Origin of the sequence: Alteromonas sp. Cnat2-8, from assembly GCF_022348355.1 — a bacterium.
GTDB classification, from domain to species: Bacteria; Pseudomonadota; Gammaproteobacteria; order Enterobacterales; family Alteromonadaceae; genus Alteromonas; species Alteromonas macleodii.
Genome location: NZ_JAKREX010000005.1, coordinates 1 through 23,570, shown reverse-complemented (window position 1 = coordinate 23,570; position 23,570 = coordinate 1). Strand labels below are relative to the sequence as shown.

Here is a 23,570-nt window from a genome sequence, read left to right as displayed (position 1 = left end):
CTCATATTATTCTGTCTCCACAATCATTGCGGCACCAAGACCACCCGCAGCACATGCAGTAAGAAGGCCTGTACCACCGCCACGGCGATTTAGTTCGTTAAGCATTTGCGTAATCATACGTGTACCGGTTGCAGCAAACGGGTGACCATAAGCAATTGAACTACCCATTACGTTGAATTTGTCCATATCAATTTCGCCCGTCGCTTTGTCGCGGCCAAGTTTCTCTTTAGCGAACTTGTCACTTGCGAACATTTTAACGTTTGCCAAGGTTTGCGCTGCGAACGCTTCGTGCATTTCAATCAAGGTTAGGTCGTTTAGCGTCATACCTGCGCGGTCTAGCGCAATAGGTGTCGCGTACGACGGCCCCATTAGCATGTCTTCCCACACATCAATTGCCGAGAACGCGTAGCTCTTTATATAACCTAGCGGCGTGTAGCCTAGCTCTTTCGCTCGGCTCTCTGTCATCATAAGTACTGCAGAAGCACCGTCAGTAAGCGGTGTAGCGTTTGCCGCAGTTACCGAGCCGTACTTTTTATCGAATACTGGGCGAAGTTTCGCGTAGCCTTCAAGCTTAGAATCGAAACGTACGTTGTTATCGCGCTCAAGAGCACCTTTATAAGGTTCAGCATAAGCGGTCATCACTTCGCTAGAGAGCTTGCCTGCTTCCCAGCTTTCAGCGGCTAGGCTGTGCGAGCGATGTGCAAGCTTGTCTTGCTCTTCACGAGAAATTTGATGCGTTTTCGCCATTTGCTCTGCCGTTTGTCCCATCGACAGACCTGTTGAGTACTCTGCTACCGCAGGAGGAACAGGCGCTAGGTCTTTTAAGCTTAAACGCTTGAAGATGTTTAGCTTTTGGCCAAGGGTCTTGGTTTTCTGTAAATCAACCAGCGCACGCGCAAGATTCTTAGAAACCCCAATAGGTGATACCGACGTTGAATCAGCACCGCCAGCAATACCTACCTGTACTGTACCAGCCATCATGCTTTCTGCGATGTTTACCGTAGATTGAAAACTCGTCGCACATGCGCGAGATACGCTGTAAGCGTCGGTATGAATATTCATGCCTGTGCCAAGCACGATTTCGCGCGCAATGTTAGGCGCTTCAGGCATTTGTACTACTTGACCGTAGACAACCTGGTCAACCCACTCTTTTTGAACACCATGGCGAACGAGAAGTTCGTTTACGACCATTTTACCTAGATCAACAGCCGGAACACCGTGGAAATATGTAGCCATTTTCGCAAACGGAGTACGCAACCCCGCGACAATGGCGATGCGATCACCCTCTCGGGTAGTAACTGATTGTTTTGTTGCCATAATGCACCTAAATTAATGACCGACTTCCGTTTGAGCTTATCGCCCCAAAGTGGTCTGACCTGTAATAAACCCGATTTTTACAAACAATGAACAAAATAGCAAATAATGCAGGGTTAAGGGCAACATAAATGAAACTAAAGTTTGCCCTGTTTACAAATTTTGACCGTTTTATGCTATCGAAATTTAAAAAGCTTGCTTTGCATCCAACCGCATATCGCATTTTTATTACTGTTTGACGACTTGAAGAAAGATAGAATGAACCTTATATGGAAATGAAAGTCTGTTTTGTGTCATTGTGACGGGCTAGAGCTATCTAAATTAATATGTAATTTACTTTTTAGCTAAGCGATCACTTTATAAGATATTTAATAAATCTATCGTTCAAATGACACTTCCTGATAACGAGAACTCAAACGGAAATTTTGCATTATGGCAGCAGCGCAATTTCAACAGTTACACGCTTATTTAGACCAACAGATTATCGGTCAGCATGCGTTAACCAAAAGCCTTCTAATCGCTCTTTTGGCCGACGGCCACCTTCTGGTAGAAGGTCCTCCAGGGCTTGCAAAAACACGCGCAATCAATGCACTTGCTAATGGTATTGACGGCGACTTTCATCGCGTACAATTTACCCCAGACCTTTTGCCTGCCGACTTAACCGGTACAGACATATACCGTCCCGAAACCGGTGAGTTTGTTTTTCAAAAAGGGCCGCTTTTTCATAACTTAGTGCTAGCCGACGAAATCAACCGCGCACCAGCAAAAGTGCAATCGGCTTTACTTGAGGCCATGGCGGAACGTCAAATTACGGTAGGCAGTAAAACCTACCCTCTTCCTCCGCTATTTTTAGTAATGGCAACGCAAAACCCGCTAGAACAGGAAGGAACTTATCCACTACCTGAAGCACAGCTAGACCGATTCTTAATGCACGTGGACATCGATTATCCTGGCGCCGAGACAGAATTAGAGATATTGCGTTTAACGCGAGGTGAAGCCCTCTCAGAACCGCCTGTTACGCCACCAACGCTAACTCAAGACGATATTTTTACGTCGCGTAAAGAAGCGTTGTCTTTGTATATGGCGCCTGAGTTAGAACAGTATTTAGTTCAATTGATTATGGCCACACGTCAGCCTGCAAATTTTGACGCGGAATTAGGCCAGTGGATAGCGATGGGAACAAGCCCTCGAGCAACCATCAGTCTAGATCGCTGTGCACGCGCTCACGCATGGCTTAGCGGCAGAGACTTTGTTGGTCCTGATGATATTCAAGCTGTGGTTCACAACGTGCTTCGCCACCGTATTATTCTGTCATATCAAGCCGAGGCTGAAGGCGTAACGATTAACGACGTACTTGATAAGATTGTTGCAACTGTCGCAGTCCCTTAAGCTATGGTGAATGTACAAGCGCAGCTAAACAAGCTGCAAAGTAATGGCGTCTCGTTGTCTACAGCAGAATTATTACGCTACCAGCAGTTAGCTAAGCTGTTTAGTTTGGCGACTAAACGTATGCCACAAGCTAAACTTGCTGGAAGTTATCTCACCAAGCACAAAGGCCGAGGCATGGAGTTTGATGAGGCCCGGCATTATCAGCCCGGTGATGATATTCGCGCTATTGATTGGCGCGTTACTGCGCGCACGGGTAAAACTCACACTAAAGTGTATCGGGAAGAGCGAGAGCGCCCGGTTTTTCTATTCTGTGACTACCTACCTTCAATGGCATTTGGCACGCAGCTGCTTACTAAAGCGGTGCAAGCCGCGCATGTATCTTCATTAATAAGCTGGTCTGCTGCCGCTCGCGGCGATAAGGTAGGCGCGCTAGTATTTAATCAGCAACAGCACAAAGAAATTAAACCACTAACTCGCAAAAAAGCCGTGTTGCACGTGTGTCATGAACTTATGGCATTGCACGAACAGAGCGCGCAATCTGAGCCGGACAAAGACAAAGACGAACAAGCTTTTGCCGATGCGTGTGCTAGGGCAAGACGACTAGCAAGGCCAGGGAGTCTAGTTTATCTCGTGTCAGACTTTCAGCATTTAAGTACCCAAGCTATTCAACACTTGAGTCACTTAACACGACACTGTGAAGTAAGGGCTATCGTAATTAACGATCCAATAGAACACGCCTTGCCACAAACCAGTTCATTACAAACCGTCAGCGTTTCTGATGGCCGAAACCAACAACGCTGGGTGTTAGGCGACAATACCGAGCAACAGCAATATCAAAAATGGCGCAGTGAACACAACAGCGCGATTTATAGCACCTTGCGCAAAAACAATATCGCTCGATTCAGTGTTTCAGCGGGTCTTCCCCTAGACGAACAGCTTCAAAGTATGCAACAAGAACAAAGGTTGGAGCTTAATTAATGCAGAGTAGTATTCTTTCAACCCATTTTTTATCAAACTTTCTATCTAGTTACACAAAATCAGCTGCTCAATCGATGCCGCCGGCAAATCAAATACCAGTGCCCCCTCAGCAGCAAGACCCACTAGCTCAACTGCGCGATATACACGTACCTACAGAGGTCGACATTTGGCCATTAGATTGGGGTTGGTGGGTCGCTATCGCAGTAGTCTTAATTGCTCTATTTTGCCTATATAAAGCTATCACTGCCCACTTACGTCACAACAAGGCACGCAAGCAAGCTTTAGCCTTACTTGAATCGATTTCAGCACAACAAAGCAATTGGCCCGTAGCGTTAAACTCAATTCTAAAACGCACGGCGATGAGCTATTACCCAACTCAGCAAGTGGCTGGGTTATATGGTAAACAGTGGCAAGCGTTCTTAACCTCTGCATTGAAAAGTAGTGATAGTAAACTTGAAAGTGATTTAGGTTTGTTAGTAAGTAATGTTTATCAAGCCCCCCCCAACCCTAGTGATTTTGAAACCTGCAAAGGAGCAGTAAAAAACTGGCTTTTAAAAGCCAAACTGCCAAAAAACAAGGGGGCTTACGGCGGTGTGAATGATGGCGGTCTAAACGATGGTAGCGCTCATGATAAGCAAACCAAGGAGCCGCATCATGCTTAATTTTGCTTGGTGGTGGGTCTTTTTTGTACTCCCCTTGCCTATTATCGTACGCCTGCTTTCTAAAAAAGCACAAGACATGCCTATGGCTGCATTGCGGGTTCCTAATTTGCGACCTGGCGATGTGTCAGAGCAAACCCAGTTGAAACAAACCAAAATACCGCTGTTGGTAAGTAGCTTGATATGGCTGCTGCTAGTGACGGCTGCCGCACGCCCTCAATGGTTAGGAGAGCCTGTCAGCATACCGAATGAAGGTCGAGAAATGATGTTAGCGGTGGATTTATCTGGCAGTATGAAGATAGATGACATGCAGCTAAATGGCCGACAAGTTAACCGTTTAACCATGACTAAGTCGGTGGTTTATGAATTTATTCAGCGTCGCGTTGGCGACAGAATTGGCCTTATCTTATTTGCCGATACCGCGTACGTTCAAGCGCCGCTTACCTATGACAGAGATACCGTTTCTACACTTCTGAGTGAAGCTGTCATTGGGTTGGTTGGCGAACAGACGGCTATTGGCGATGCGATAGGTTTAGCGGTGAAGCGCTTTGACGAACGGGAAGAGTCTAATAACGTATTAATTCTTCTTACCGATGGGCAAAATACTGCAGGGAATATTACACCTGAGCAGGCGAAAGAGTTGGCGATTAGTAAGGGTGTGAAGGTTTACACTATTGGTGTGGGCGCAGATAAAATGCTGATCCAGAGCTTTTTCGGCAGCCGACAAATAAACCCGTCGCAAGAACTTGATGAAGGCATGTTAACCGACATTGCGACTAGCACTGGCGGCCAATATTTTAGGGCTCGAAATGCCCAGGAACTTCAAGCTATTTATCAACAACTTGACGCGCTTGAGCCTATTGGAGGTGAAACGCGTAAGATGCGTCCATTGAGCGCTCTGTTTTACTATCCCCTTGGTGCGGCAATATTACTGTCAGCACTATGGGCATTCTTGACGGTTCTTTTATCAACATTTCGTTGGTTCGCACAAAGACGAATTATCTCGTCCCAGCCACACCCGAATTCAGTTGATTCAATACGAGCAGCACAAACAAATAGGGAGACGAAGTAATGGAATTCGACTTCTTAAACCAATTTCATTTTTTACGCCCCGAATGGTTTATCGCGCTCGCTCCCTTGATGCTGCTTGTGTTTTTAATTAGAAAAACCACGGCTAAGCAATCTGGCTGGCAATCTGTGATCCCTTCTCACCTATATCAATACATGGTGATTGGAAAAAACGAAATGGGCGCAAAACCTCCAATGTGGATGCTTGCTCTTGTGTGGATTATAAGTGTGATAGCACTCGCTGGCCCAACATGGGAGCGCCTGCCGCAGCCGGTTTACCAGTTGAAAATGGGACACGTTATAGTCATAGATATGTCGCTTTCAATGCGCGCTACCGATATGACGCCAGACAGGCTAACTCGCGCTAAATATAAAGCGATAGACCTAGTCAACGCTATTGGTGAAGGTGAAATGGGCTTGGTTGCTTACGCTGGCGATGCGTTTGTCATTAGCCCCTTAACCGAAGACGCAGGAAATATCACAACCCTAATCCCTAGCCTGTCACCGGAAATTATGCCCGTTCCGGGCAGCGACCCTCTCCTAGGTATAGAGAGTGCGTCAGAGCTTCTCACGAATGCCGGATATAACTCAGGCATGATCTACTGGATTACTGACGGAATAGAGTTAGAACAACAACAAGAGCTTCAAGAGTATGTGGCTTCTATTCCTTTTACAGTAAATGCACTTACCGTTGGGACATCTGAAGGCGCGCCTATCCGCCAGCAAAGCGGCGAGCTATTAAAAGACTTCACCGGCAGCATCGTTATACCCAAGTTAAACGAAGGCGCAGTGAAAGGCGTGGTTAAAACGAGCGGCGGACGCTTTGAATCCTTTACATCAAACGACACCGACATTGATGCCCTCGCCTCGGTATCTCTGCTTGATAAAAGCGACAGCGAAGAGAACGAAGAAGAGAGTAATTTGCAAGGAGACCAGTGGAAAGAAGTTGGCCCTTACTTGCTGCTTATACTTCTACCGTTTGCCGCCTTTGCATTCAAACGCGGGTTAGTTTTCATCGTGTTAGTGGGTTTACTTAGCCCCTCTATGATTAAAAACGCCCATGCTCTGCAACGTGACCAAGCCTCAGAAATTGCTGGCACATCACAAGGCATAGGCATGTCACAAGGCATAGGCATGTCACAAGGCATAGGCGCACCAGAAGATTCTCTAGAGATGGCAAATCAACCTGATTCACTCTCATGGTGGCAAACGCCATTTATGAATGACAACCAAGAAGCATTAAACAGCTATCAAAGAGGCAAGTACAAAGACGCCGTTAATCAGTTTAATGACGACACTTGGAAAGCATCATCACTTTATAAATCAGGTGACTACGAAGATGCATTAAATGCCTTCAAAAACATTCCTGGTCCCGAGAGTCTTTACAATCAAGGCAATGCACTGGCAAAACTCGGTAAGCTTGAAGACGCTATTAAGAAATATGATCAGGCGTTAAGCGAAGCCCCCGATTTCGACGATGCAAGAACCAACAAAAAGATTGTCGAGGATTTGCTGAAACAGCAGCAACAGCAGACTCAGGAGCAAAACCAGAACGAAAATGGCGATGATGGCGAACAGAGTGACTCGCAGGATAATGGCCAAGATAGCTCTGATAACTCTGATAGCCCCAATAGCAAACAGCAATCAGGGGACCAGAACAATCAGGAAGGTTCAAACGAGCAGAATGGTCAGCAAGACGATAATGAGGGTCAACAGTCTGACCAAAGCCAAGCTAACGATGAACAGCAAAGTGGCGGAGATAACTCACAACAGCCTGATGATTCCGAGATGAACAGTCAGAACGAATCATCAGACTCTCAGCAGCAAAATGCAGAACAAGAAGAGTCTGATCAAGGTGACAGCGCGCAAGAACAAAAAAACGAACAACAAGCAGAGCAGGAAGCACAGGCAATGCAAGGTCAAGAGACCGAGCTTACCGACGCAGAAAAAGAAGAGCTGCAGCGAATGGAGAGTTTAATGCGCCGCGTGCCAGACGACCCTGCATTCCTACTAAAACGAAAAATGCAATTAGAAGCACAAAAACGTCAGCGTCAACGTATGCCTTCAAACCGGAGTGATTGGTAGATGAGAGCCTTATTACAATCTACACTTATAGTTTTTTTATTAACCCTACTCTTAAGTACGGCGGCTTATGCCGATGTAAATTCGCTGGAAGCCACCATTGATAGAAACCCTGTCATGTTGGATGAAGCCATTCGCTTAACGGTTACCGCAGACGGCAGCGCGGACAGAGATGCATTCGACAGCTCTCCCCTGCTTAAAGACTTTGTGGTCGGAAGAACATCGGTAAGTAGCCAAACCTCAATTGTTAATTTCGACACCAAGCGTACCACCGTTTGGACCACTACGTTATTTCCTCGTAAGGAAGGCACGTTCACCATTCCTTCACTAACCATTGAAGGCAAATCAACCAAGCCTATTCAAGTTAAAGTAATACCAGTTCAAGAACAAAGTAATGTCGCACGAGACTATTTTGTTACCACTGACATCGACGTGAAAGAGGCCTATTTAAATCAACAGCTGCTTTACACGGTTAAGCTGTTTCTTTCTAGCAATATTGAGCGCGGCAGCCTACAAGCGCCAGAAATGCAAAATGCGGAAATCACCCAGCTAGGAGAAGATAAACAGTATACAGATATAGTAAATGGAAGACGGTATCAGATTATAGAGCGTCAATTTGCTGTTGTGCCTCAAGCATCCGGTGAATTTACGCTAAGAGGCCCTATTTTCACTGGCGAAGTTATGGCTGCCAATACTAACCAACGTTTTGGCTTCTTCAACCGCACCCAGCAAATCAATCGGGTTGGGCCCGACATTACGGTGAACATTAAGCCCATTCCTCAGGGGATAGATTACCCTTGGTTGCCTTCTGAAATGGTGCGAGTGGATGAAGAATGGCCACAAGGTGATAGTTTTGTAGCAGGTGAACCAGTCACTCGTATTGTTACGCTAACCGCATTGGGCGTAGTAGAAGAGCAGCTTCCTGATATTCCTGAGTTTTATCCGCCAAACTTTAAGCTGTACCCTGATCAATCTAATACTACGACAGTCGAAAAAGACCAGAGCTTAATTTCACAGCGCCAAACGTCGCTGGCGATCATTCCAACGCAGCCAGGTAATTTTGTCTTACCTGAAATTACTATTCCTTGGTTTAATACGCTTACTCAGCAAACAGAGTATGCCACTATTCCCGCCCGTTCAATTACGGTAGCGCCAGCGTCTGGCGCAAATAATGCCAATACTCCGAATAGCTTAGACACTTCATCAATCAGTAGTGCAAGCAATGAAGATATTCAAAATGATATACCGTCAACTGCAAAACAGCCTAACGCTAGTGCTAGCAATGAGAATAAACCATTAGACAGCGCTTCAGGTGACGTCAGTACTGACGAAAGTACCCAGCTTAATTGGATGGTAACTTGTGTATTACTTTTGCTGTTCATCATAGCGCTTACAGGATGGTTAGTTACCTACAGAAAGCTTAAACAGGCTCAGTTTATGGGACCTGGGATCACTAACAAAACCGGTTCTGCACAGCGCCTCCACTCTTATGCTCAGTGGGATGAAAAAGCACAGTTTCAAAACCTAATGTCAGTAATAAAGGCAAAGGACACACGTTTACTTACGCCTGCTCTTAAGCAGTGGATAAACGCGTTAACTTCGGGTAAAGCGCAACTTTCGCAGTTTGAAAGAATCAACGCTAGTGTTAATGAGCTCTATGCACTGCGCTTTTCAGCCAATAAAGCTGACGCTAACACCCAATCTAAACAGGTCATGAAAGCTTTAGATAAACTTTCACATGAAGCTAAGCTTGCCCGCAGCGAATGGAAACAAAAAAGTGAAGGGAACAATAACACGCTATCTGCCTTATATCCTGCTTCATAAAACGCATTTCATTTGCCAATACACTATAATTTGCGTAATGAAAGCCCTTGCAACTAGCTAAATCTCAGTGGCAAGGGCTTCGTAAAAGAAATGTTTGCGTTTGAGAAACAGTCGAGCCTTTGAGCCTTATTGTCCTCTTTAAGGCTTATTAATCTTTGAAGCTTTAGCTCATAAAAATAATCAATTAAACGCGACGGGGAATATAATGAAGAAAACACTAGTAAAGCTAACGCCAATTGCCTTGGCCATTACCACGCTTACGGCTTGCTCTCCTGCAAGTGAAACCGCTAAAACAGCGCCAGAACCTATTAAAACAGAACAGCCAGCCGGGCAGTCTGAATCAGAGCGCCTTAATGCGTTCTTCGAACGTACTTTTGAAGAAGATCTTAAGCGTTCGCCATTATTTCAAAGTTACTTGGGTAAAAAATGGGACTATGACAAATGGGATGACATCAGTGACGAAGAAGCTGATGCTCGCATTGCCATCGCCAAAAACCGACTAGAAAAGCTTAATAGTTTTGACACCAGTAAGTTAAGTGAACAGGAACAGCTAAGCTTGCGCCTGTATGAACTGGGTATTGAGCGCGATTTAGCTAACGACGAATTTCGACATCACCGTTACATTGTACATCAGTTCCGCGCCGCGCATACACAAGTGCCTAGCTTCCTTATCAACATTCACAGCGTAAAGAGTAAAGAGGACGCTAAGGCCTACATTGGACGACTAGACAATGTACGTACGTACTTTGATCAAGTTATCGAACAAATGAAAGTTCGCGAAAAAGCCGGAGTATTCCCCCCAGCATGGGCCTACGATCAAATGATTGATGCGTCAAAAAACGTGATTACCGGCGCACCGTTTGATTCTAGCGAAATACCTTCAACTATCTGGGAAGATTTTCAAAATAAAGTAAATAGCCTGGATATTACAGAGGCGGAAAAAACGACGTTATTAGGTGAAGCGAAAGCCGCTTTGGTAACGTCAGTCATGCCGTCATACGAGAAGTTTATCGAAGAACTCGCCCATCAAAGGGAAATCACGCCTGAAGGCGATGGTGTGTGGCGCTTACCCAATGGTGATCAATGGTATCAGAATCGTCTAAACTGGTTTACCACTACAGACCTAACCGCTGAAGAAGTCCATCAAATTGGCTTAGACAATGTAGAGCGCATACACGATGCAATGCGCGACATTATGAAACAAGTGAAATTTGAAAGCACCCTTCAAGAGTTTTTCGTTTTCATGCGTGAAGACGAGCAATTCTATCTACCTTCAACAGATGAAGGTAGACAGCAATACCTTGATATGGCGAAAACCGCCATAGACGACATGCGAGAGGCGATTCCTGAATACTTTGGTATTCTTCCAGAAGCGCCAATGATTGTTAAACGTGTTGAAGCGTTCCGCGAACAGTCTGCGGGCAAGGCGTTTTATCAAAGCCCAGCGCAAGATGGCAGCCGCCCAGGTATTTATTACGCAAACCTTTATGACATGAAAGCAATGCCTACTTATCAGTTAGAGGCGCTGGCGTATCACGAAGGCATCCCAGGTCACCACATGCAGCGCGCTATTGCACAAGAGCTAGAAGGTGTACCTCAATTCCAGAAATTCTTGAGCTTTACCGCATACACAGAAGGTTGGGGCCTATATACCGAAGAACTTGCAAAAGATATGGGCTTTTATAAAGACCCTTATTCTGATTTCGGTCGTCTAGCCATGGAACTTTGGCGCGCTTGCAGACTTGTGGTTGATACGGGTATTCATGCGAAAAAATGGACGCGTGAAGAAGCCGTAGATTACCTTGTTGAAAATACGCCAAACCCTAAATACGACGCGCAAAAAGCCATTGAGCGCTACATTGCTATGCCAGGTCAGGCTACGGCCTATATGATTGGTAAACTGAAAATTATGGAACTTAGAGAGCATGCCCAAGCTGAACTTGGTGACAAGTTTGATTGGAAAGGCTTCCATGACGAGGTATTGAAGTACGGTCCAGTCCCACTTTCTATTTTAGAAGAAAACATTAATGCTTGGATTACTTCCCAAAAACGTACCTAGTTTTTCGAACTAGGTGCTCTGATCACTGGAAATAAAATGAAAACGCGCCTTTCGGCTAACGAAATGGCGCGTTTTTTATGCCATAGTGAGAAAAAATTAAGTTTTTGGATTTTTTTATGTTTGGGCGAAATAAATCCGATAGTGCTCAGGTCTTATCGGGTATGAAAGCAAAACACCAAAGATATGAAGCATTAGTAAAGGCATTTCACGCCGACATCTACCGCTATGCATTTTGGCTTATCAAAGACCAGAGCATTGCTGAAGATGTTGTTCAGGAAACCTTTTTACGTGCTTGGCGCTCATTAGACGCCCTAAATGATGAAAAAGCAGCAAAGTCATGGTTAATTACCATTCTTCGCCGCGAAAACGCCCGTCGGTTTGAACGCAAACAGTTCGACACAGTAGATATTGATGATTGCCATATTCAAGATGACACACAGCATGCTGATGGGGACTTGAAAGATAGAGAGCTTCAGCGACTATTAGGTGGATTGAGTGTGGAGTATCGTGAACCCTTAATACTCCAGTTGATTTTCGGTTTTAGTGGCGAAGAGATCGCCAACCAGTTAGGGCTTAACAAAAACACGGTAATGACTCGCCTTTTCAGAGCGAGGAATCAGCTAAAAGAGGCATTAGAGAAGCAAAATGAACAGAGAGGTCGTGTAAATGGATGAGTTAGAATTTAGGCGTCGTATCTACGCCGATCCAGAAACGACTGACAGTGATGTTGTAGAAGCGGCAAAAGCGGATGAAAGTAAACGCAGTTTCTGGAATGAACAAAAGCAGTTAGATAAGCAATTAAAGCAAGCATTGAAAGTCGATGTACCAGAGGATCTCGCAAGCAAGCTAATATGGCAGCAGTCTGCAGACGAATTCACCCGTTATAAACGCAGAAGTCGCTGGTATTTAGCCATGGCTGCATCGGTTGCTTTCACTGTAGGTATCGGACTTACCATGTGGTACCACCAACCGCTTAGTATTGGCGGACAAGCACTTGCCCATATGCAGTACGCAGAAATGGAACACGCTCATTCGTTGCTTCCTGTTGATTTGAACATGGTTAACGCAAAGCTAGCAAGCTTTGGTGGCAGCTTTAGCGAAATGCTCGACGGTGTAGAGGTCGCAAACTATTGCCATTTGAGCACAGTTAGAAGCCTTCACCTGATTGTGAATACGCCACAAGGCAAGATGTCGGTATTCGTAGTACCTGAACGTGGAGATGTCTCCGTACCAAGCGAGTTTGCCGATGGTCAGTACCATGGAGAGAGCATTAAAATGAAGCATGCCAATGTAATGATTGTTGGCGATAAAGATGCTGATTTAAGCGATATGAAAAAGGCGGTGTCAGAAAGGATTCAATTCTCTGCTTAACACACGTTAAGTAACTGTAAAGTGTTCCAAAAAAGTGCGTATCTTTAGCACTTCCCTTCGTCGGCCCCTATGGGCCGATTTTTTTTGCCCAAAATTAAGATGAAACCCTGTTCAATAAAACTTATACTCCGACTTAAAGGTTAAAACGTCCGTTTTAATTTCAGTTAATCACTTCATTCACTTACCCGCAGTAAAGAGGTCTCCATCACAATGAGCGCTTGGTTTCGTTTTACAAGGCTAATGATTTGCCTTTTGATTCCTGCAATAGCTTGTTTCACTGTCTTTGCTCAAAGTATAGATATTCCCAACGCACTTAGACTAAAAAAACTTGATAATTATAGTCATATAGCTGCAACGGCAATTTATCATTGGAATACACCTAGCGAGGTGAGCAATGAGAATATCATTGCTATGTTAACGAGCGCCGGTTTGCAGAATGACACGCAAAGTGAAGGCGTGATATTTAGACACTTGTTGGCCACTTATACTGCGAATGATGCTGACTCGCCGAGAATCCCACTTTTCGTTAAAGAGCCTCTATTAGATAAGCATTGGCAAGAGCTTAAGACAATTAAGCCTGAGCTTTTCGCTGCTGCGAAGGCATATTACATTTATGCTAGAGCGGTAAATGATTTTAAAGGCTCTGACCATAGAGTAAATTTTTCTGTTCCTGAACTGCGCCGTTTGCAGCGAGAAGCGCTAGAAACTGGGAGTCGACGAGCCACTGCTATAGCTAGCATATGGTTAGCGATGGAACTCACCCTTGCGAACCCAATACAAGCAATTAATGAAATCGAATATGCGTTACCGCACCTTCCTCGATACTCATCAGACAAAAGCTTAGAAAATGCGTTATCAAACGTAATTGCACATGATTGGCTGAGAGGTGCTTATCTGGAACTCTTCGTTCCAAGCAGAGCATTTTTCCACTCAAAAGAGATCATTGAAAGTAAAACGCAAGATAACAACACCATGGTAAAAACTTGGGCCTACTTCTCGGCCATCGATTCATTGTTAATTCAAAATAAGTTTGAAGAAGCATTGGCTATGTCAAACGACGCAATAGAGCATTTGTCCACAGTAACGTCAGTGCACGAAAAGTTGTTGACGTATGTCCAAAGACTTCGTGTAGTAGTGTTTCAAAAAAGCGAAGGATATGAACTGCTAGCGCAAGAAGTCATGACGCAAATCAGGCAGCTTGATACCACAGAGGTAAAACAAAGAACTGAGGAGCTTTCAGCTTACGCAGATGCACTTTACGCAGCGGTATTGAACGATGATGCTAAATTTCAAGACTCCCTTCAGCGTTACCGCAATATCGTTCTGGCTACTATTCCAAATTCGGGTTTTAAAGAAAAAATCAAGCTTAGGTTAGAGCGGGAGCTTTCTAGGCTTTACGATGCTTCGGGTGACTACGAAAAAGCATATGAGCATTCGAAAACCTACAATAGGCTTCTTGTTGAAAAAAACACTGAGCAATTCAAGTTGTCAAATTCTTCGTTTACCGACGGTATTGCGAAAGATATCGAGTTAGCGCGATATCGACAAAAAGAACTCACTGTGCTCAGAAGTGAAAAAGATGGCCTTTCTACCGACAAAGAAGCAATGAAAACCACCATTTTTGCGTTGATTATCACAATTCTCATCATTCTTGCACTATGGCTATGGATTTCAAAACGACAGAGCGACTTGCTAGCTGAGCGTGACTCACTTACCGGCGCTCTCACGCGACGAGCTATGCTAAACAGTTTGAAAAAAGCACTGAAAGGCAATAAAGCGTCCTGTATTGCTCTACTTGATGTCGACAACTTTAAAAAGATTAATGACAAATACGGCCACGTTGTCGGTGATGAAGTGTTGACTACCTTTACGCAGATTATCAAAAACCGTATTCGTAAGTCAGACAAGCTCTGCCGATATGGCGGCGAAGAGTTTTTGATTTACTTTTCCGACTCCGACCAAAGGTCTGCTAAGCGAATTCTGGACGAGCTGAATTTCGCGCTTTCTCGCCAGAAACACTGGAGCAATACAAAAGAAATGTTTTCCGTGAGTTTTTCTTCGGGTCTGTTAGACGTCAACGGAGAAACCAACCTAGACACCATTATCAAGATGTGCGATGAGCTTCTCTACAGAGCCAAAAGAGAAGGTCGAGCGCGTGTTGCATCTTTACCAATTTAATCTTTCGCCAAACTTTATTTACGAATTACCGTATAGAAAACATGCAAGGTCGCTGACTGACATAGAGACTCTATGTCATAGGTGTTAGCATGAAAGAAAAAACATAGGGAATTTATATGGCTACTGGCACGATAATCTCGTTGGGTTTGTATTTTGTTGTAATGTTAGGGATAGGCCTTTTCGCTTATCGGCAGACAGACACCAACGTAGAAGGCTATATGCTTGGCGGCCGCCAACTAGGCCCCGCGGTAACCGCGCTTTCAGCAGGTGCATCGGATATGAGCGGATGGATGCTCATGGGCTTACCCGGTGCAATGTATGTATCAGGCTTATCTGCTGGCTGGATTGCCGTTGGTTTGACACTCGGTGCTCTGGCAAATTATATGTTAGTTGCTCCACGCCTTCGCGTTTACACTGAAGTAGCCAACAATTCCATTACCCTCCCCGACTATTTTGAAAATCGCTTCGCTGACAACACGCGTTTATTGCGCGTTATAGCCTCTGTGGTTATCGTTGTCTTCTTTACGCTTTACACCTCTTCTGGTGTGGTAGCTGGCGGAAAGCTCTTTGAGACATCATTTGGATTAACTTATGAGACCGGCTTATACGTCACCGCGGGTGTCGTCGTAGCTTATACCCTCGTAGGCGGTTTCATGGCAGTAAGCATGACCGACTTCGTTCAGGGGTGCATCATGTTTGTATCTCTCATTATGGTACCTGCCGTTGTTATTAGCGAGTTGGGTGGAATCGGCGCGTCAATTGACGCCTTAGATACCATTAATCCGGCGCTTTTCGATGCATTCATGGATGCGTCTACCAATGAAGCACTAAGCGTAATAGGCATTGTTTCACTGATGTCATGGGGCCTAGGTTATTTTGGTCAGCCTCATATCATTGTGCGTTTTATGGCGATACGTTCTGTTAAAGATATACCAACTGCGCGCAATATCGGTATGAGTTGGATGATTGTGTCGATTATTGGTGCGTTAATGACGGGGCTTTTCGGCCTTGCCTATGTAACAGGTAACGGAAACGAAATCGATCCAGAAACCGTCTTCATCTACTTATCTCAAATTCTATTCCACCCGCTCATCGGTGGCTTCCTGCTCGCTGCAATTTTAGCGGCGATCATGAGTACTATTTCTTCTCAGCTGTTGGTAACCTCAAGTTCACTAACCAGTGACTTTTATCAAGCCTTCCTAAGACGTGATGCGTCAGATGGCGAGCTCGTCATTGCTGGTCGAGTCAGCGTAGTAGTTGTCGCGCTTGTAGCAATCTATCTAGCTTATGATAAAGACAGCACCATTTTAACGCTTGTAAGTAATGCTTGGGCTGGCTTTGGTGCAGCCTTCGGACCGCTTGTACTATTTAGCCTGTTTAAGCGTGAAATGACTCGCCGTGCTGCATTAGGTGGTATGATCGTTGGTGCAGTGACGGTGTTACTGTGGATTTATCTTCCTATTGAAATCGGCGGCCAAAAGCTTGGTGACTGGATGTACGAAATTGTCCCTGGGTTTATCTTATCTAGCTTAACCATCATGATTTTAAGTAAATCTGGCTCGCCAAGAGAAGGTGTGGTTGATACGTTCGACGCTTTCCAGACCAAATTGAGTGAAAGGTAAGCGAACGATACGAAATAAGTCATTCGCAACGAAAGTGAATAACAAGCCCTGTTTATATTACTAAACAGGGCTTTTTTCTTTTTATAGGCCTTGAAAAAAGTGGCTTATGCTTCAATTGCATGACAGTTTTATTTAATGGAATAAGATAGCTATTTTAAATAGCAAAATCGCATACTACTTTTGAAATTAAATATGTTATCGTTCTATGCAGAAAAATAACCCATATATAACTTTTTTGTATATAACATAAAATTCGGACTTCAAAATGACTGCTAGTATCCCGTCTGTAACGCATTTGAAACAACTCGAAGCCGAGAGTATCCAGATTTTCCGTGAGGTTGCTGCTGAGTTTGAAAACCCAGTTATGCTTTACTCTGTAGGAAAAGACTCTTCTGTACTGCTTCACCTTGCCCGTAAAGCGTTCGCGCCCGGCAAAATTCCTTTCCCACTATTACACGTAGATACCACGTGGAAGTTTGGTGAAATGATTAAGTTCCGTGACGAACAAGCTAAGAAGCACGGTTTTGATTTGCTTGTTCACATCAATGAAGAAGGTGTTGAAGCTGGTGTTGGCCCATTTAGCCACGGTTCAGCAAAACATACTGACATCATGAAAACCCAAGCACTTAAACAAGCACTGAACAAATATAAGTTCGATGCTGCATTTGGTGGCGCTCGACGCGACGAGGAAAAATCACGTGCCAAAGAACGTGTTTACTCATTCCGCGACAGCAACCACCGCTGGGACCCAAAAAACCAGCGTCCAGAGCTTTGGAATATTTATAACTCTCAGGTTAATAAAGGCGAAAGCATTCGTGTATTCCCAATGTCTAACTGGACTGAGCTAGATATCTGGCAATACATCTACCTAGAAAACATCGATATTCCGCAACTTTACCTATCTAAGCCTCGCCCTGTCGTTGAGCGCGACGGCGTTCTTATTATGGTTGACGACGACCGTATGCCGCTAGAAGAAGGTGAAGTACCAGAGATGCGCTCTGTGCGTTTCCGTACTCTTGGCTGTTACCCACTTACCGGTGCGGTAGAATCAGAAGCAGCTACCCTACCTGAAGTTATCCAAGAAATGCTGCTTACCAAGACGTCTGAACGTCAGGGCCGAGTTATCGACCATGACAGCGCAGGCTCTATGGAGAAGAAGAAAATGGAAGGGTACTTCTAATGGCCACCGACAACGTTGTTTGGCATAAACACGAAGTAAACAAGACCACCCGCTCTGAAAAGCTTGGTCAAACGCCTCGTGTATTCTGGCTAACGGGTTTAAGCGGCTCTGGTAAATCGACATTAGCCAACCTGCTTGAGAAAAAGCTTCACGAGCAGAATAAGCACACCTATCTGCTTGACGGCGACAACGTGCGCCACGGTCTGTGTGGCGATTTAGGTTTCAGCGATAAAGATCGCGTTGAAAACATTCGCCGCATTAGCGAAGTCGCTAAACTTTTTGTCGATGCCGGTACCATTGTGCTTACCGCTTTTATCTCGCCTTTCAAAGCCGACCGCGATTATTGCCGCAGCTTAATGGAAGACGGAGAGTTTGTAGAAGTGTTTATCGATACACCTCTTGAAGTGTGTGAAAAACGCGACCCGAAAGGGCTATACAAGAAAGCGCGTAGCGGTGAAATTAAGGACTTCACAGGTATTGATTCAGCCTATGAAGCACCTGAAGCGCCAGAAGTACACTTAACCTATCAGGATGAACCAGCAGAGCAAACCGCTGAGCGATTGTATGCTTTGCTTCAAGAAAAGGGATTGGTGTAATGACACAGCCTTTAAATAGTCTTGCACAAAAAGTGCTAGCTATCGCCAAAGAAGCTGGCGATAAGATAATGGCCATTTACGAGAAAGACTTCGCCATTTATGAAAAGCAGGATACCAGCCCGCTAACAGAAGCTGACCTTGCCGCACATAACGTAATCGTAAACGCCCTTGAAGCTGAATCTGACCTGCCGATTCTTTCTGAAGAGTCAGCAGATATTTCATGGGATGAGCGCAAAACGTGGTCGTCATACTGGCTGGTAGACCCGCTAGACGGCACTAAAGAGTTTATTAAGAAAAACGGTGAGTTTACGGTAAATATTGCACTTATCGAAAACGGTAAACCGACCATGGGTGTGGTTTACGCGCCAGCACTAAACAAAAGCTATGTAGGTATTGTTGGTGAAGGTGCGTGGACTGAAGTAAATGGCGAATTTACCGCTATTTCTGCGCGTAAGCACGATGGTGCCGAAGTGTGGAAAGTGGTAGGTAGTCGTTCTCACCAAAGCCCAGAAATTCAGAATTTATTGGCACAGCTTAAAGGTGAAACCGAGCTTGTGGCGATGGGTAGCTCACTGAAGCTTTGCTTGGTGGCTGAGGGCGAAGCACATCTTTACCCTCGATTAGGCCCAACATCTGAATGGGATACAGGTGCAGCGCACGCAGTCGCACTAGCGGCAGGCGCAAACGTAACCGTACTAGACCCTGAAAACCCATTAGATGACAACGCTGACGCTCTTACGTACAACCAAAAAGAGTCTGTGTTAAACCCCTTTTTCCTTGTGAGCGCATAACATGAACAATGAAAACGAATTATTAAGACAGGACATTCTGTCTTACCTAGAACAACACGAAAAGAAAGACATGCTACGTTTCCTTACCTGCGGTAGCGTAGACGACGGTAAAAGTACCCTAATTGGTCGCTTGCTTCACGATTCTAAAATGATTTATGAAGACCAACTTGCAGCTATCACTAAAGACAGTAAAAAAGTGGGCACTACCGGCGAGAAAGTTGACCTTGCCCTTCTTGTAGACGGTCTTCAGTCTGAGCGTGAGCAAGGGATTACTATCGACGTAGCATACCGCTACTTCTCTACTGACAAGCGTAAGTTTATTATCGCAGATACTCCTGGGCACGAGCAGTATACCCGTAACATGGTAACCGGTGCGTCAACGTGCGACCTTGCTATTATTCTTGTTGATGCTCGCGGCGGCGTTAAGGTACAAACGAAACGTCACTCGTTCCTGGTTTCTCTTCTAGGTATAAAACACGTTATTGTTGCTATCAACAAAATGGACTTGATGGACTATTCAGAAGAAGTGTACAAGCAAATTCAGGAAGACTACCTGAAGTTTGCTGAGCAGCTTGATATTCCTGACATTCAGTTCGTACCTATTTCAGCACTTGAAGGCGACAACGTAGTAGGCAAGAGCGAAAAGACACCATGGTTTGACGGCACGCCACTTATGGAAATGCTGGAAAACATTGAAATCGGTGAAGACGACAACCATGAAGATTTCCGCTTTCCGGTACAATACGTTAACCGCCCTAACCTAGATTTCCGTGGCTTTGCGGGTACCGTGGTATCTGGCCAAGTTGCACCAGGTGATGAAGTAACGGCACTTCCTTCTGGTAAGAAATCAAAGGTGAAGCAAGTCGTTACGTTTGAAGGCGACCAAGAGCGCGCTTATGTACCACAAGCGGTAACGCTAACGCTTGAAGATGAAATTGACATCTCTCGTGGCGATATGATTGTAAAATCAGACAACTTGCCACTGCTTAACACGCAATTTAAAACTCACCTTGTGTGGATGTCTGAAGAGCCGCTAATGCCAAACAAGCAATACTTGTTTAAGTTCGCGACTAAATCAACGCCAGGGGTAGTTGCTCATATCGATAATCAAATTGATGTGAACACGTTGGAAGAAACGGATGCTATGCACTTAAATCTTAACGAGATTGGTGTAGTAGACGTTAAGTTTACTCAGCCCGTTGCATGTGACCCGTACAAGCGCAACCGCCCTACCGGTTCATTCATCGTTATCGATCGCTTGACCAACGGCACTGTTGGTGCTGGTATGATCATTGACGAAATTGCGGGTGACGCACAGCATACATCGCCAAACTTCTCTGAGTTCGAGCTTGAATTCAATGCACTAGTACGCAAGCACTTCCCGCATTGGAACTCTGTGGATATCAGTAAACTTTAAGCAGGACTGGAGCAATATGGATGTGACCCAGTTCATCGTACTGGCAGTATTTGCCAGTACGATATGCGCGCTGATATTTACCAATCAGCGCCCTTCCACTGTATTTTCTGGTGCAGTGTTAGCTTTACTGGTTACCCAGCAGTTATCTCTTGATGACATCTTGCTAAATTTAACAAACAAGGGTCTTATTACCCTTGTTTTGTTGCTTTTGGTAAGCAGTGCAATTGATAAAACAGCGCTAATAAAACGCCTAGGTAGGAAACTAGTAAGTGCTAACTTTACTCAATCCTATTGGCGCTTGTTTTCACTGACCTTTATATCGTCTGCGCTTTTGAACAATACGGCTATTGTGGCAAGCCTTATTGGTCCAATTAAGCAAAACCAATATCATCCTGCTTCTCGATTGCTAATCCCGCTCTCATACGCAGCTATTTTAGGCGGTACGGTCACCTTAATCGGTACGTCTACCAACCTGATCGTAGACAGCTTTTTGCAAGAGCATGGGCATCCAGGCTTTAACTTTTTTGACTTCACACTTTATGGCACCGTAGCGGGTTTAAGCTGTGGTCTACTCATGTTTTTATTACTTCCTTTGCTACCTCATATTGGCAATAAAAGTAATAACTATCACGAGTATATGGTTGAAGCCGAAGTGGAGTCTGGTTCAGAACTCATAGGCAAAACCGTAGAACAAAACCATTTACGTAACTTACCAGAACTCTTTTTGGTAGAAGTGGTGCGCAATGGCAACCTGATATCGCCTGTTGGGCCTGACCTGGTCATTCTAGAAAACGACAAACTGATCTTCTCTGGCAACGTTCAAAAGCTTGACAACCTTAGCCACATAAAGGGACTAAGCATGTTTGCTGAGACCGATGGGGTATTGCGTGAGAGCTTAACCGAGGTAGTTGTTGCCAATCGCGCTCAAGTTATTGGGCAAACCATTAAAAAACTTGGCTTTAGAGCCCTGTTTGATGCGGCCGTTGTAGCCATTCGCCGCGATGGAGAGCAGCTGTCTGGCAAATTAGGAGAAATAAAGCTTCAAGCAGGTGACTTCTTACTTTTAGCTACAGGCCCAGACTTTGCAACTCGTCAAAATTTAAATAAAAACTTTTTTATTTTGTCAGAGCAAAAAATTGCCCGACCACTAACTAACAAGCAAGAGTGGATTACCCTTGGCGGCTTCCTTTCCACGGTGTTATTAGCTGCAACTAATGTCATTTCACTGGCTATTGGTCTGCTGTTTTTAGCTGCTGTGCTAATTGGCGTTAGGGTCACGTCAAACGGCGAAATGAAACGAAACTTACCGTTGAATTTGATTGTTGTGATCGTCGGCGCGCTAAGCCTGGCAACCGCATTAGAAAATTCAGGAGTTATAAATATAACCACCGAGGCACTTATGCCGGTGTTGTCGGGTACTGACTGGTTCATAGCATTGTTAGTCATCTACTTGCTAACACTGGTTTTAACAGAGTTCGTTACCAACAACGCTGCTGCGGCATTAATGTTCCCGTTTGTCTACGGGTTAGTGCAAATCATTGGCGCACCGCTAGTGCCATTTGCATTAGCGGTAGCATTTGCAGCAAGTGCCAGTTTTATTTCACCGTTCGGCTATCAAACCAACTTGCTTGTTTATAATGCGGCGAATTATAAGTTTTCGCATTTTATGAAAATTGGACTGCCTATTTCGCTGTTGTACAGCACCATAGTTTTGACACTGCTTAATATTACTTATTTGTAAGGTCTTGCGGCGTGTTTTGAGAGTACACTGAAAATCACCAAAGATAGAGCAGCAATCAGCAGCATTACGTAAAGGGAAGCAAGCGCTTCCCTTTTTGATTTATAACCTTTCAATACATTCATTTTCTCTTACAAATATCAAGATGTTGTGCTGTACAACACCTGTAGCCAACAGTAATCTATAACTCAATTTATTGCCTGCCTGTTGGCAAGCTAACAATGACTCATGGCTTTATCCAGAGACAGAGTAATAAGAAAACGAAATAGGAGCAAGGGATGCACAATGTAACGAACCCCTTTCAAGCGTGTAACGATATTTTCTTCAAGCCTAATGGCGTATTTAAAGCAGTAGGTGAAAACAACAATTGGAGCTGGATGCCATTTATTTTGTTCATGGCTATTTCTCTTGTTTCCCAGTACTTGTATGTAAACTTCGTTGACATTGAATGGTTCGCTCAGATGAATATTGCCGCGCAAGGGGATATGAGTCCGGCAGAAGAAGAGCAAATGAAGGCCTTCTTCACCAGGGATGCTTTGCTTTGGTCATCGGTTATAGGTGCCTTTTTTGTTCCTATTATCGTAAACGCCATTTACGCCGTGTACGTGAATTTAATGACCCGTTCTGACGACAGCCATGTGTATGGCTTTACTGACTGGTATGGTTTCGCTTGGTGGCTTTCAATGCCTTATGTGCTTACTGGTTTAGTGGGTGTTGCTTTGCTGTTGTTCGCAGGCGACCATCAAGTCGCGCCATCAATTTTATCGCCAGCGTCCCTTGGGTATATTGCGAATATCCCGATGGACTCGCCTTGGTACGCTTTCGGCCAGGCGTTAAGGGTAGAGCTATTCTGGGGCATTTATTTAGCCACCGTAGGTATTACTCAATGGACCGCCTTTTCTCTTAAAAAGGCGGCATTAATTGCAAGTGCACCTTATATTGTTATCTACGGCATCTGGTTGATTGCCCTCGCCTTGTTCTAATTAACCTTGCGAATGTAACGCGCCCACTATACGAAAAGTGCGCTGTGCTATTAATACAGTATTTTAGTACAGCGCTTCTATAATCTGGCCGCGCAGCCTCACTTTAAAAAGACGCCCCCTTTCATTTCTTTCACTACCCATGAATAGCATCATTGCCGCTTTTGTCGTCACACGAAGTATCATTATACCAATCCGCATAGATCATTACCCACTCAGCGAGAGTTAAAATGTTCGTAATCGCGGCGTGTTACCGCAGGTATAGTGGTTCTACATCAAGGTGACACAACAAAGAGTACGGACATTTTAAACTCGCCCTTCGGG

The 23,570-nt window shown here is 44.7% G+C and carries 18 protein-coding genes; 17 read left to right on the top strand and 1 reads right to left on the bottom strand.

Translation table 11 applies throughout. The features are described from left to right. Window positions 1-6 precede the first annotated feature (6 nt). On the bottom strand, window positions 7-1,317 hold the full coding sequence (gene fadI / locus MHN00_RS13585; RefSeq protein ID WP_014948809.1) for an acetyl-CoA C-acyltransferase FadI: 1,311 nt from the start codon (window positions 1,315-1,317) through the stop codon (window positions 7-9). Between the two features lie 429 nt (window positions 1,318-1,746). On the opposite strand from fadI, the gene MHN00_RS13580 reads away from it, so the two are divergent. The 17 genes from MHN00_RS13580 (at window position 1,747) to MHN00_RS13500 (ending at window position 23,249) form a co-directional block, all read left to right on the top strand. Continuing rightward, window positions 1,747-2,703, top strand: coding sequence for a MoxR family ATPase (locus tag MHN00_RS13580; RefSeq protein WP_014948808.1), 957 nt, complete (start codon window positions 1,747-1,749; stop codon window positions 2,701-2,703). A 3-nt stretch (window positions 2,704-2,706) separates the two neighbouring features. Next, complete coding sequence (locus MHN00_RS13575) at window positions 2,707-3,681, top strand: DUF58 domain-containing protein (RefSeq protein WP_239301462.1); 975 nt, start codon at window positions 2,707-2,709, stop codon at window positions 3,679-3,681. Further along, window positions 3,681-4,343, top strand: a complete 663-nt coding sequence (locus tag MHN00_RS13570) for a DUF4381 domain-containing protein (RefSeq protein ID WP_239301461.1) — start codon at window positions 3,681-3,683, stop codon at window positions 4,341-4,343. Before MHN00_RS13575 ends, MHN00_RS13570 begins: the two co-directional genes overlap by 1 nt. After that, window positions 4,336-5,412: a VWA domain-containing protein gene (locus MHN00_RS13565; protein WP_239301459.1), complete on the top strand. Its 1,077-nt coding sequence runs from the start codon at window positions 4,336-4,338 to the stop codon at window positions 5,410-5,412. Before MHN00_RS13570 ends, MHN00_RS13565 begins: the two co-directional genes overlap by 8 nt. Further along, window positions 5,412-7,493, top strand: coding sequence for a VWA domain-containing protein (locus MHN00_RS13560; RefSeq protein WP_239301458.1), 2,082 nt, complete (start codon window positions 5,412-5,414; stop codon window positions 7,491-7,493). The genes MHN00_RS13565 and MHN00_RS13560 overlap by 1 nt, the downstream gene beginning before the upstream one ends. Further along, the gene (locus MHN00_RS13555; RefSeq protein ID WP_239301457.1) at window positions 7,494-9,314 is read left to right on the top strand and encodes a BatD family protein; all 1,821 of its coding nucleotides are present in this window, start codon (window positions 7,494-7,496) and stop codon (window positions 9,312-9,314) included. A 205-nt stretch (window positions 9,315-9,519) separates the two neighbouring features. Next, entirely contained in the window at window positions 9,520-11,373 is a 1,854-nt protein-coding gene (locus MHN00_RS13550) for a DUF885 domain-containing protein (protein WP_239301456.1), read from the top strand. Window positions 11,374-11,489: 116 nt separating this feature from the next. Next, a complete protein-coding gene (locus tag MHN00_RS13545; RefSeq protein ID WP_014976004.1) occupies window positions 11,490-12,047 on the top strand; it encodes a sigma-70 family RNA polymerase sigma factor in 558 nt (185 codons plus the stop codon). Next, on the top strand, window positions 12,040-12,744 hold the full coding sequence (locus tag MHN00_RS13540) for a DUF3379 family protein (protein ID WP_014948800.1): 705 nt from the start codon (window positions 12,040-12,042) through the stop codon (window positions 12,742-12,744). Before MHN00_RS13545 ends, MHN00_RS13540 begins: the two co-directional genes overlap by 8 nt. Window positions 12,745-13,173: 429 nt before the next feature. After that, window positions 13,174-14,922: a GGDEF domain-containing protein gene (locus MHN00_RS13535; RefSeq protein ID WP_239301455.1), complete on the top strand. Its 1,749-nt coding sequence runs from the start codon at window positions 13,174-13,176 to the stop codon at window positions 14,920-14,922. Window positions 14,923-15,038: 116 nt separating this feature from the next. Further along, on the top strand, window positions 15,039-16,544 hold the full coding sequence (putP, locus tag MHN00_RS13530; protein ID WP_239301454.1) for a sodium/proline symporter PutP: 1,506 nt from the start codon (window positions 15,039-15,041) through the stop codon (window positions 16,542-16,544). A 265-nt stretch (window positions 16,545-16,809) separates the two neighbouring features. Beyond that, window positions 16,810-17,724 (top strand): sulfate adenylyltransferase subunit CysD, encoded by a 915-nt coding sequence (gene cysD, locus MHN00_RS13525; RefSeq protein WP_014948797.1) that lies wholly within the window; start codon window positions 16,810-16,812, stop codon window positions 17,722-17,724. Continuing rightward, the gene (gene cysC, locus MHN00_RS13520; protein ID WP_014948796.1) at window positions 17,724-18,320 is read left to right on the top strand and encodes an adenylyl-sulfate kinase; all 597 of its coding nucleotides are present in this window, start codon (window positions 17,724-17,726) and stop codon (window positions 18,318-18,320) included. Before cysD ends, cysC begins: the two co-directional genes overlap by 1 nt. Beyond that, a complete protein-coding gene (gene cysQ, locus MHN00_RS13515; protein WP_239301453.1) occupies window positions 18,320-19,111 on the top strand; it encodes a 3'(2'),5'-bisphosphate nucleotidase CysQ in 792 nt (263 codons plus the stop codon). The genes cysC and cysQ overlap by 1 nt, the downstream gene beginning before the upstream one ends. Window position 19,112: 1 nt before the next feature. After that, on the top strand, window positions 19,113-20,528 hold the full coding sequence (gene cysN, locus MHN00_RS13510) for a sulfate adenylyltransferase subunit CysN (RefSeq protein ID WP_239301452.1): 1,416 nt from the start codon (window positions 19,113-19,115) through the stop codon (window positions 20,526-20,528). Window positions 20,529-20,544: 16 nt separating this feature from the next. Then, a complete protein-coding gene (locus MHN00_RS13505; RefSeq protein WP_239301451.1) occupies window positions 20,545-22,269 on the top strand; it encodes an SLC13 family permease in 1,725 nt (574 codons plus the stop codon). A 275-nt stretch (window positions 22,270-22,544) separates the two neighbouring features. Next, the gene (locus MHN00_RS13500; protein ID WP_202940920.1) at window positions 22,545-23,249 is read left to right on the top strand and encodes a YIP1 family protein; all 705 of its coding nucleotides are present in this window, start codon (window positions 22,545-22,547) and stop codon (window positions 23,247-23,249) included. Window positions 23,250-23,570 lie beyond the last annotated feature (321 nt).

What these genes read in the sequence shown, in the direction of transcription:
- fadI (WP_014948809.1), bottom strand. Translation starts at nt 1,317, where the DNA reads ATGGCAACAAAACAATCAGTTACTACCCGAGAGGGTGATCGCATCGCC.
- MHN00_RS13580 (WP_014948808.1), top strand. Translation starts at nt 1,747, where the DNA reads ATGGCAGCAGCGCAATTTCAACAGTTACACGCTTATTTAGACCAACAG.
- MHN00_RS13575 (WP_239301462.1), top strand. Translation starts at nt 2,707, where the DNA reads ATGGTGAATGTACAAGCGCAGCTAAACAAGCTGCAAAGTAATGGCGTC.
- MHN00_RS13570 (WP_239301461.1), top strand. Translation starts at nt 3,681, where the DNA reads ATGCAGAGTAGTATTCTTTCAACCCATTTTTTATCAAACTTTCTATCT.
- MHN00_RS13565 (WP_239301459.1), top strand. Translation starts at nt 4,336, where the DNA reads ATGCTTAATTTTGCTTGGTGGTGGGTCTTTTTTGTACTCCCCTTGCCT.
- MHN00_RS13560 (WP_239301458.1), top strand. Translation starts at nt 5,412, where the DNA reads ATGGAATTCGACTTCTTAAACCAATTTCATTTTTTACGCCCCGAATGG.
- MHN00_RS13555 (WP_239301457.1), top strand. Translation starts at nt 7,494, where the DNA reads ATGAGAGCCTTATTACAATCTACACTTATAGTTTTTTTATTAACCCTA.
- MHN00_RS13550 (WP_239301456.1), top strand. Translation starts at nt 9,520, where the DNA reads ATGAAGAAAACACTAGTAAAGCTAACGCCAATTGCCTTGGCCATTACC.
- MHN00_RS13545 (WP_014976004.1), top strand. Translation starts at nt 11,490, where the DNA reads ATGTTTGGGCGAAATAAATCCGATAGTGCTCAGGTCTTATCGGGTATG.
- MHN00_RS13540 (WP_014948800.1), top strand. Translation starts at nt 12,040, where the DNA reads ATGGATGAGTTAGAATTTAGGCGTCGTATCTACGCCGATCCAGAAACG.
- putP (WP_239301454.1), top strand. Translation starts at nt 15,039, where the DNA reads ATGGCTACTGGCACGATAATCTCGTTGGGTTTGTATTTTGTTGTAATG.
- cysD (WP_014948797.1), top strand. Translation starts at nt 16,810, where the DNA reads ATGACTGCTAGTATCCCGTCTGTAACGCATTTGAAACAACTCGAAGCC.
- cysC (WP_014948796.1), top strand. Translation starts at nt 17,724, where the DNA reads ATGGCCACCGACAACGTTGTTTGGCATAAACACGAAGTAAACAAGACC.
- cysQ (WP_239301453.1), top strand. Translation starts at nt 18,320, where the DNA reads ATGACACAGCCTTTAAATAGTCTTGCACAAAAAGTGCTAGCTATCGCC.
- cysN (WP_239301452.1), top strand. Translation starts at nt 19,113, where the DNA reads ATGAACAATGAAAACGAATTATTAAGACAGGACATTCTGTCTTACCTA.
- MHN00_RS13505 (WP_239301451.1), top strand. Translation starts at nt 20,545, where the DNA reads ATGGATGTGACCCAGTTCATCGTACTGGCAGTATTTGCCAGTACGATA.
- MHN00_RS13500 (WP_202940920.1), top strand. Translation starts at nt 22,545, where the DNA reads ATGCACAATGTAACGAACCCCTTTCAAGCGTGTAACGATATTTTCTTC.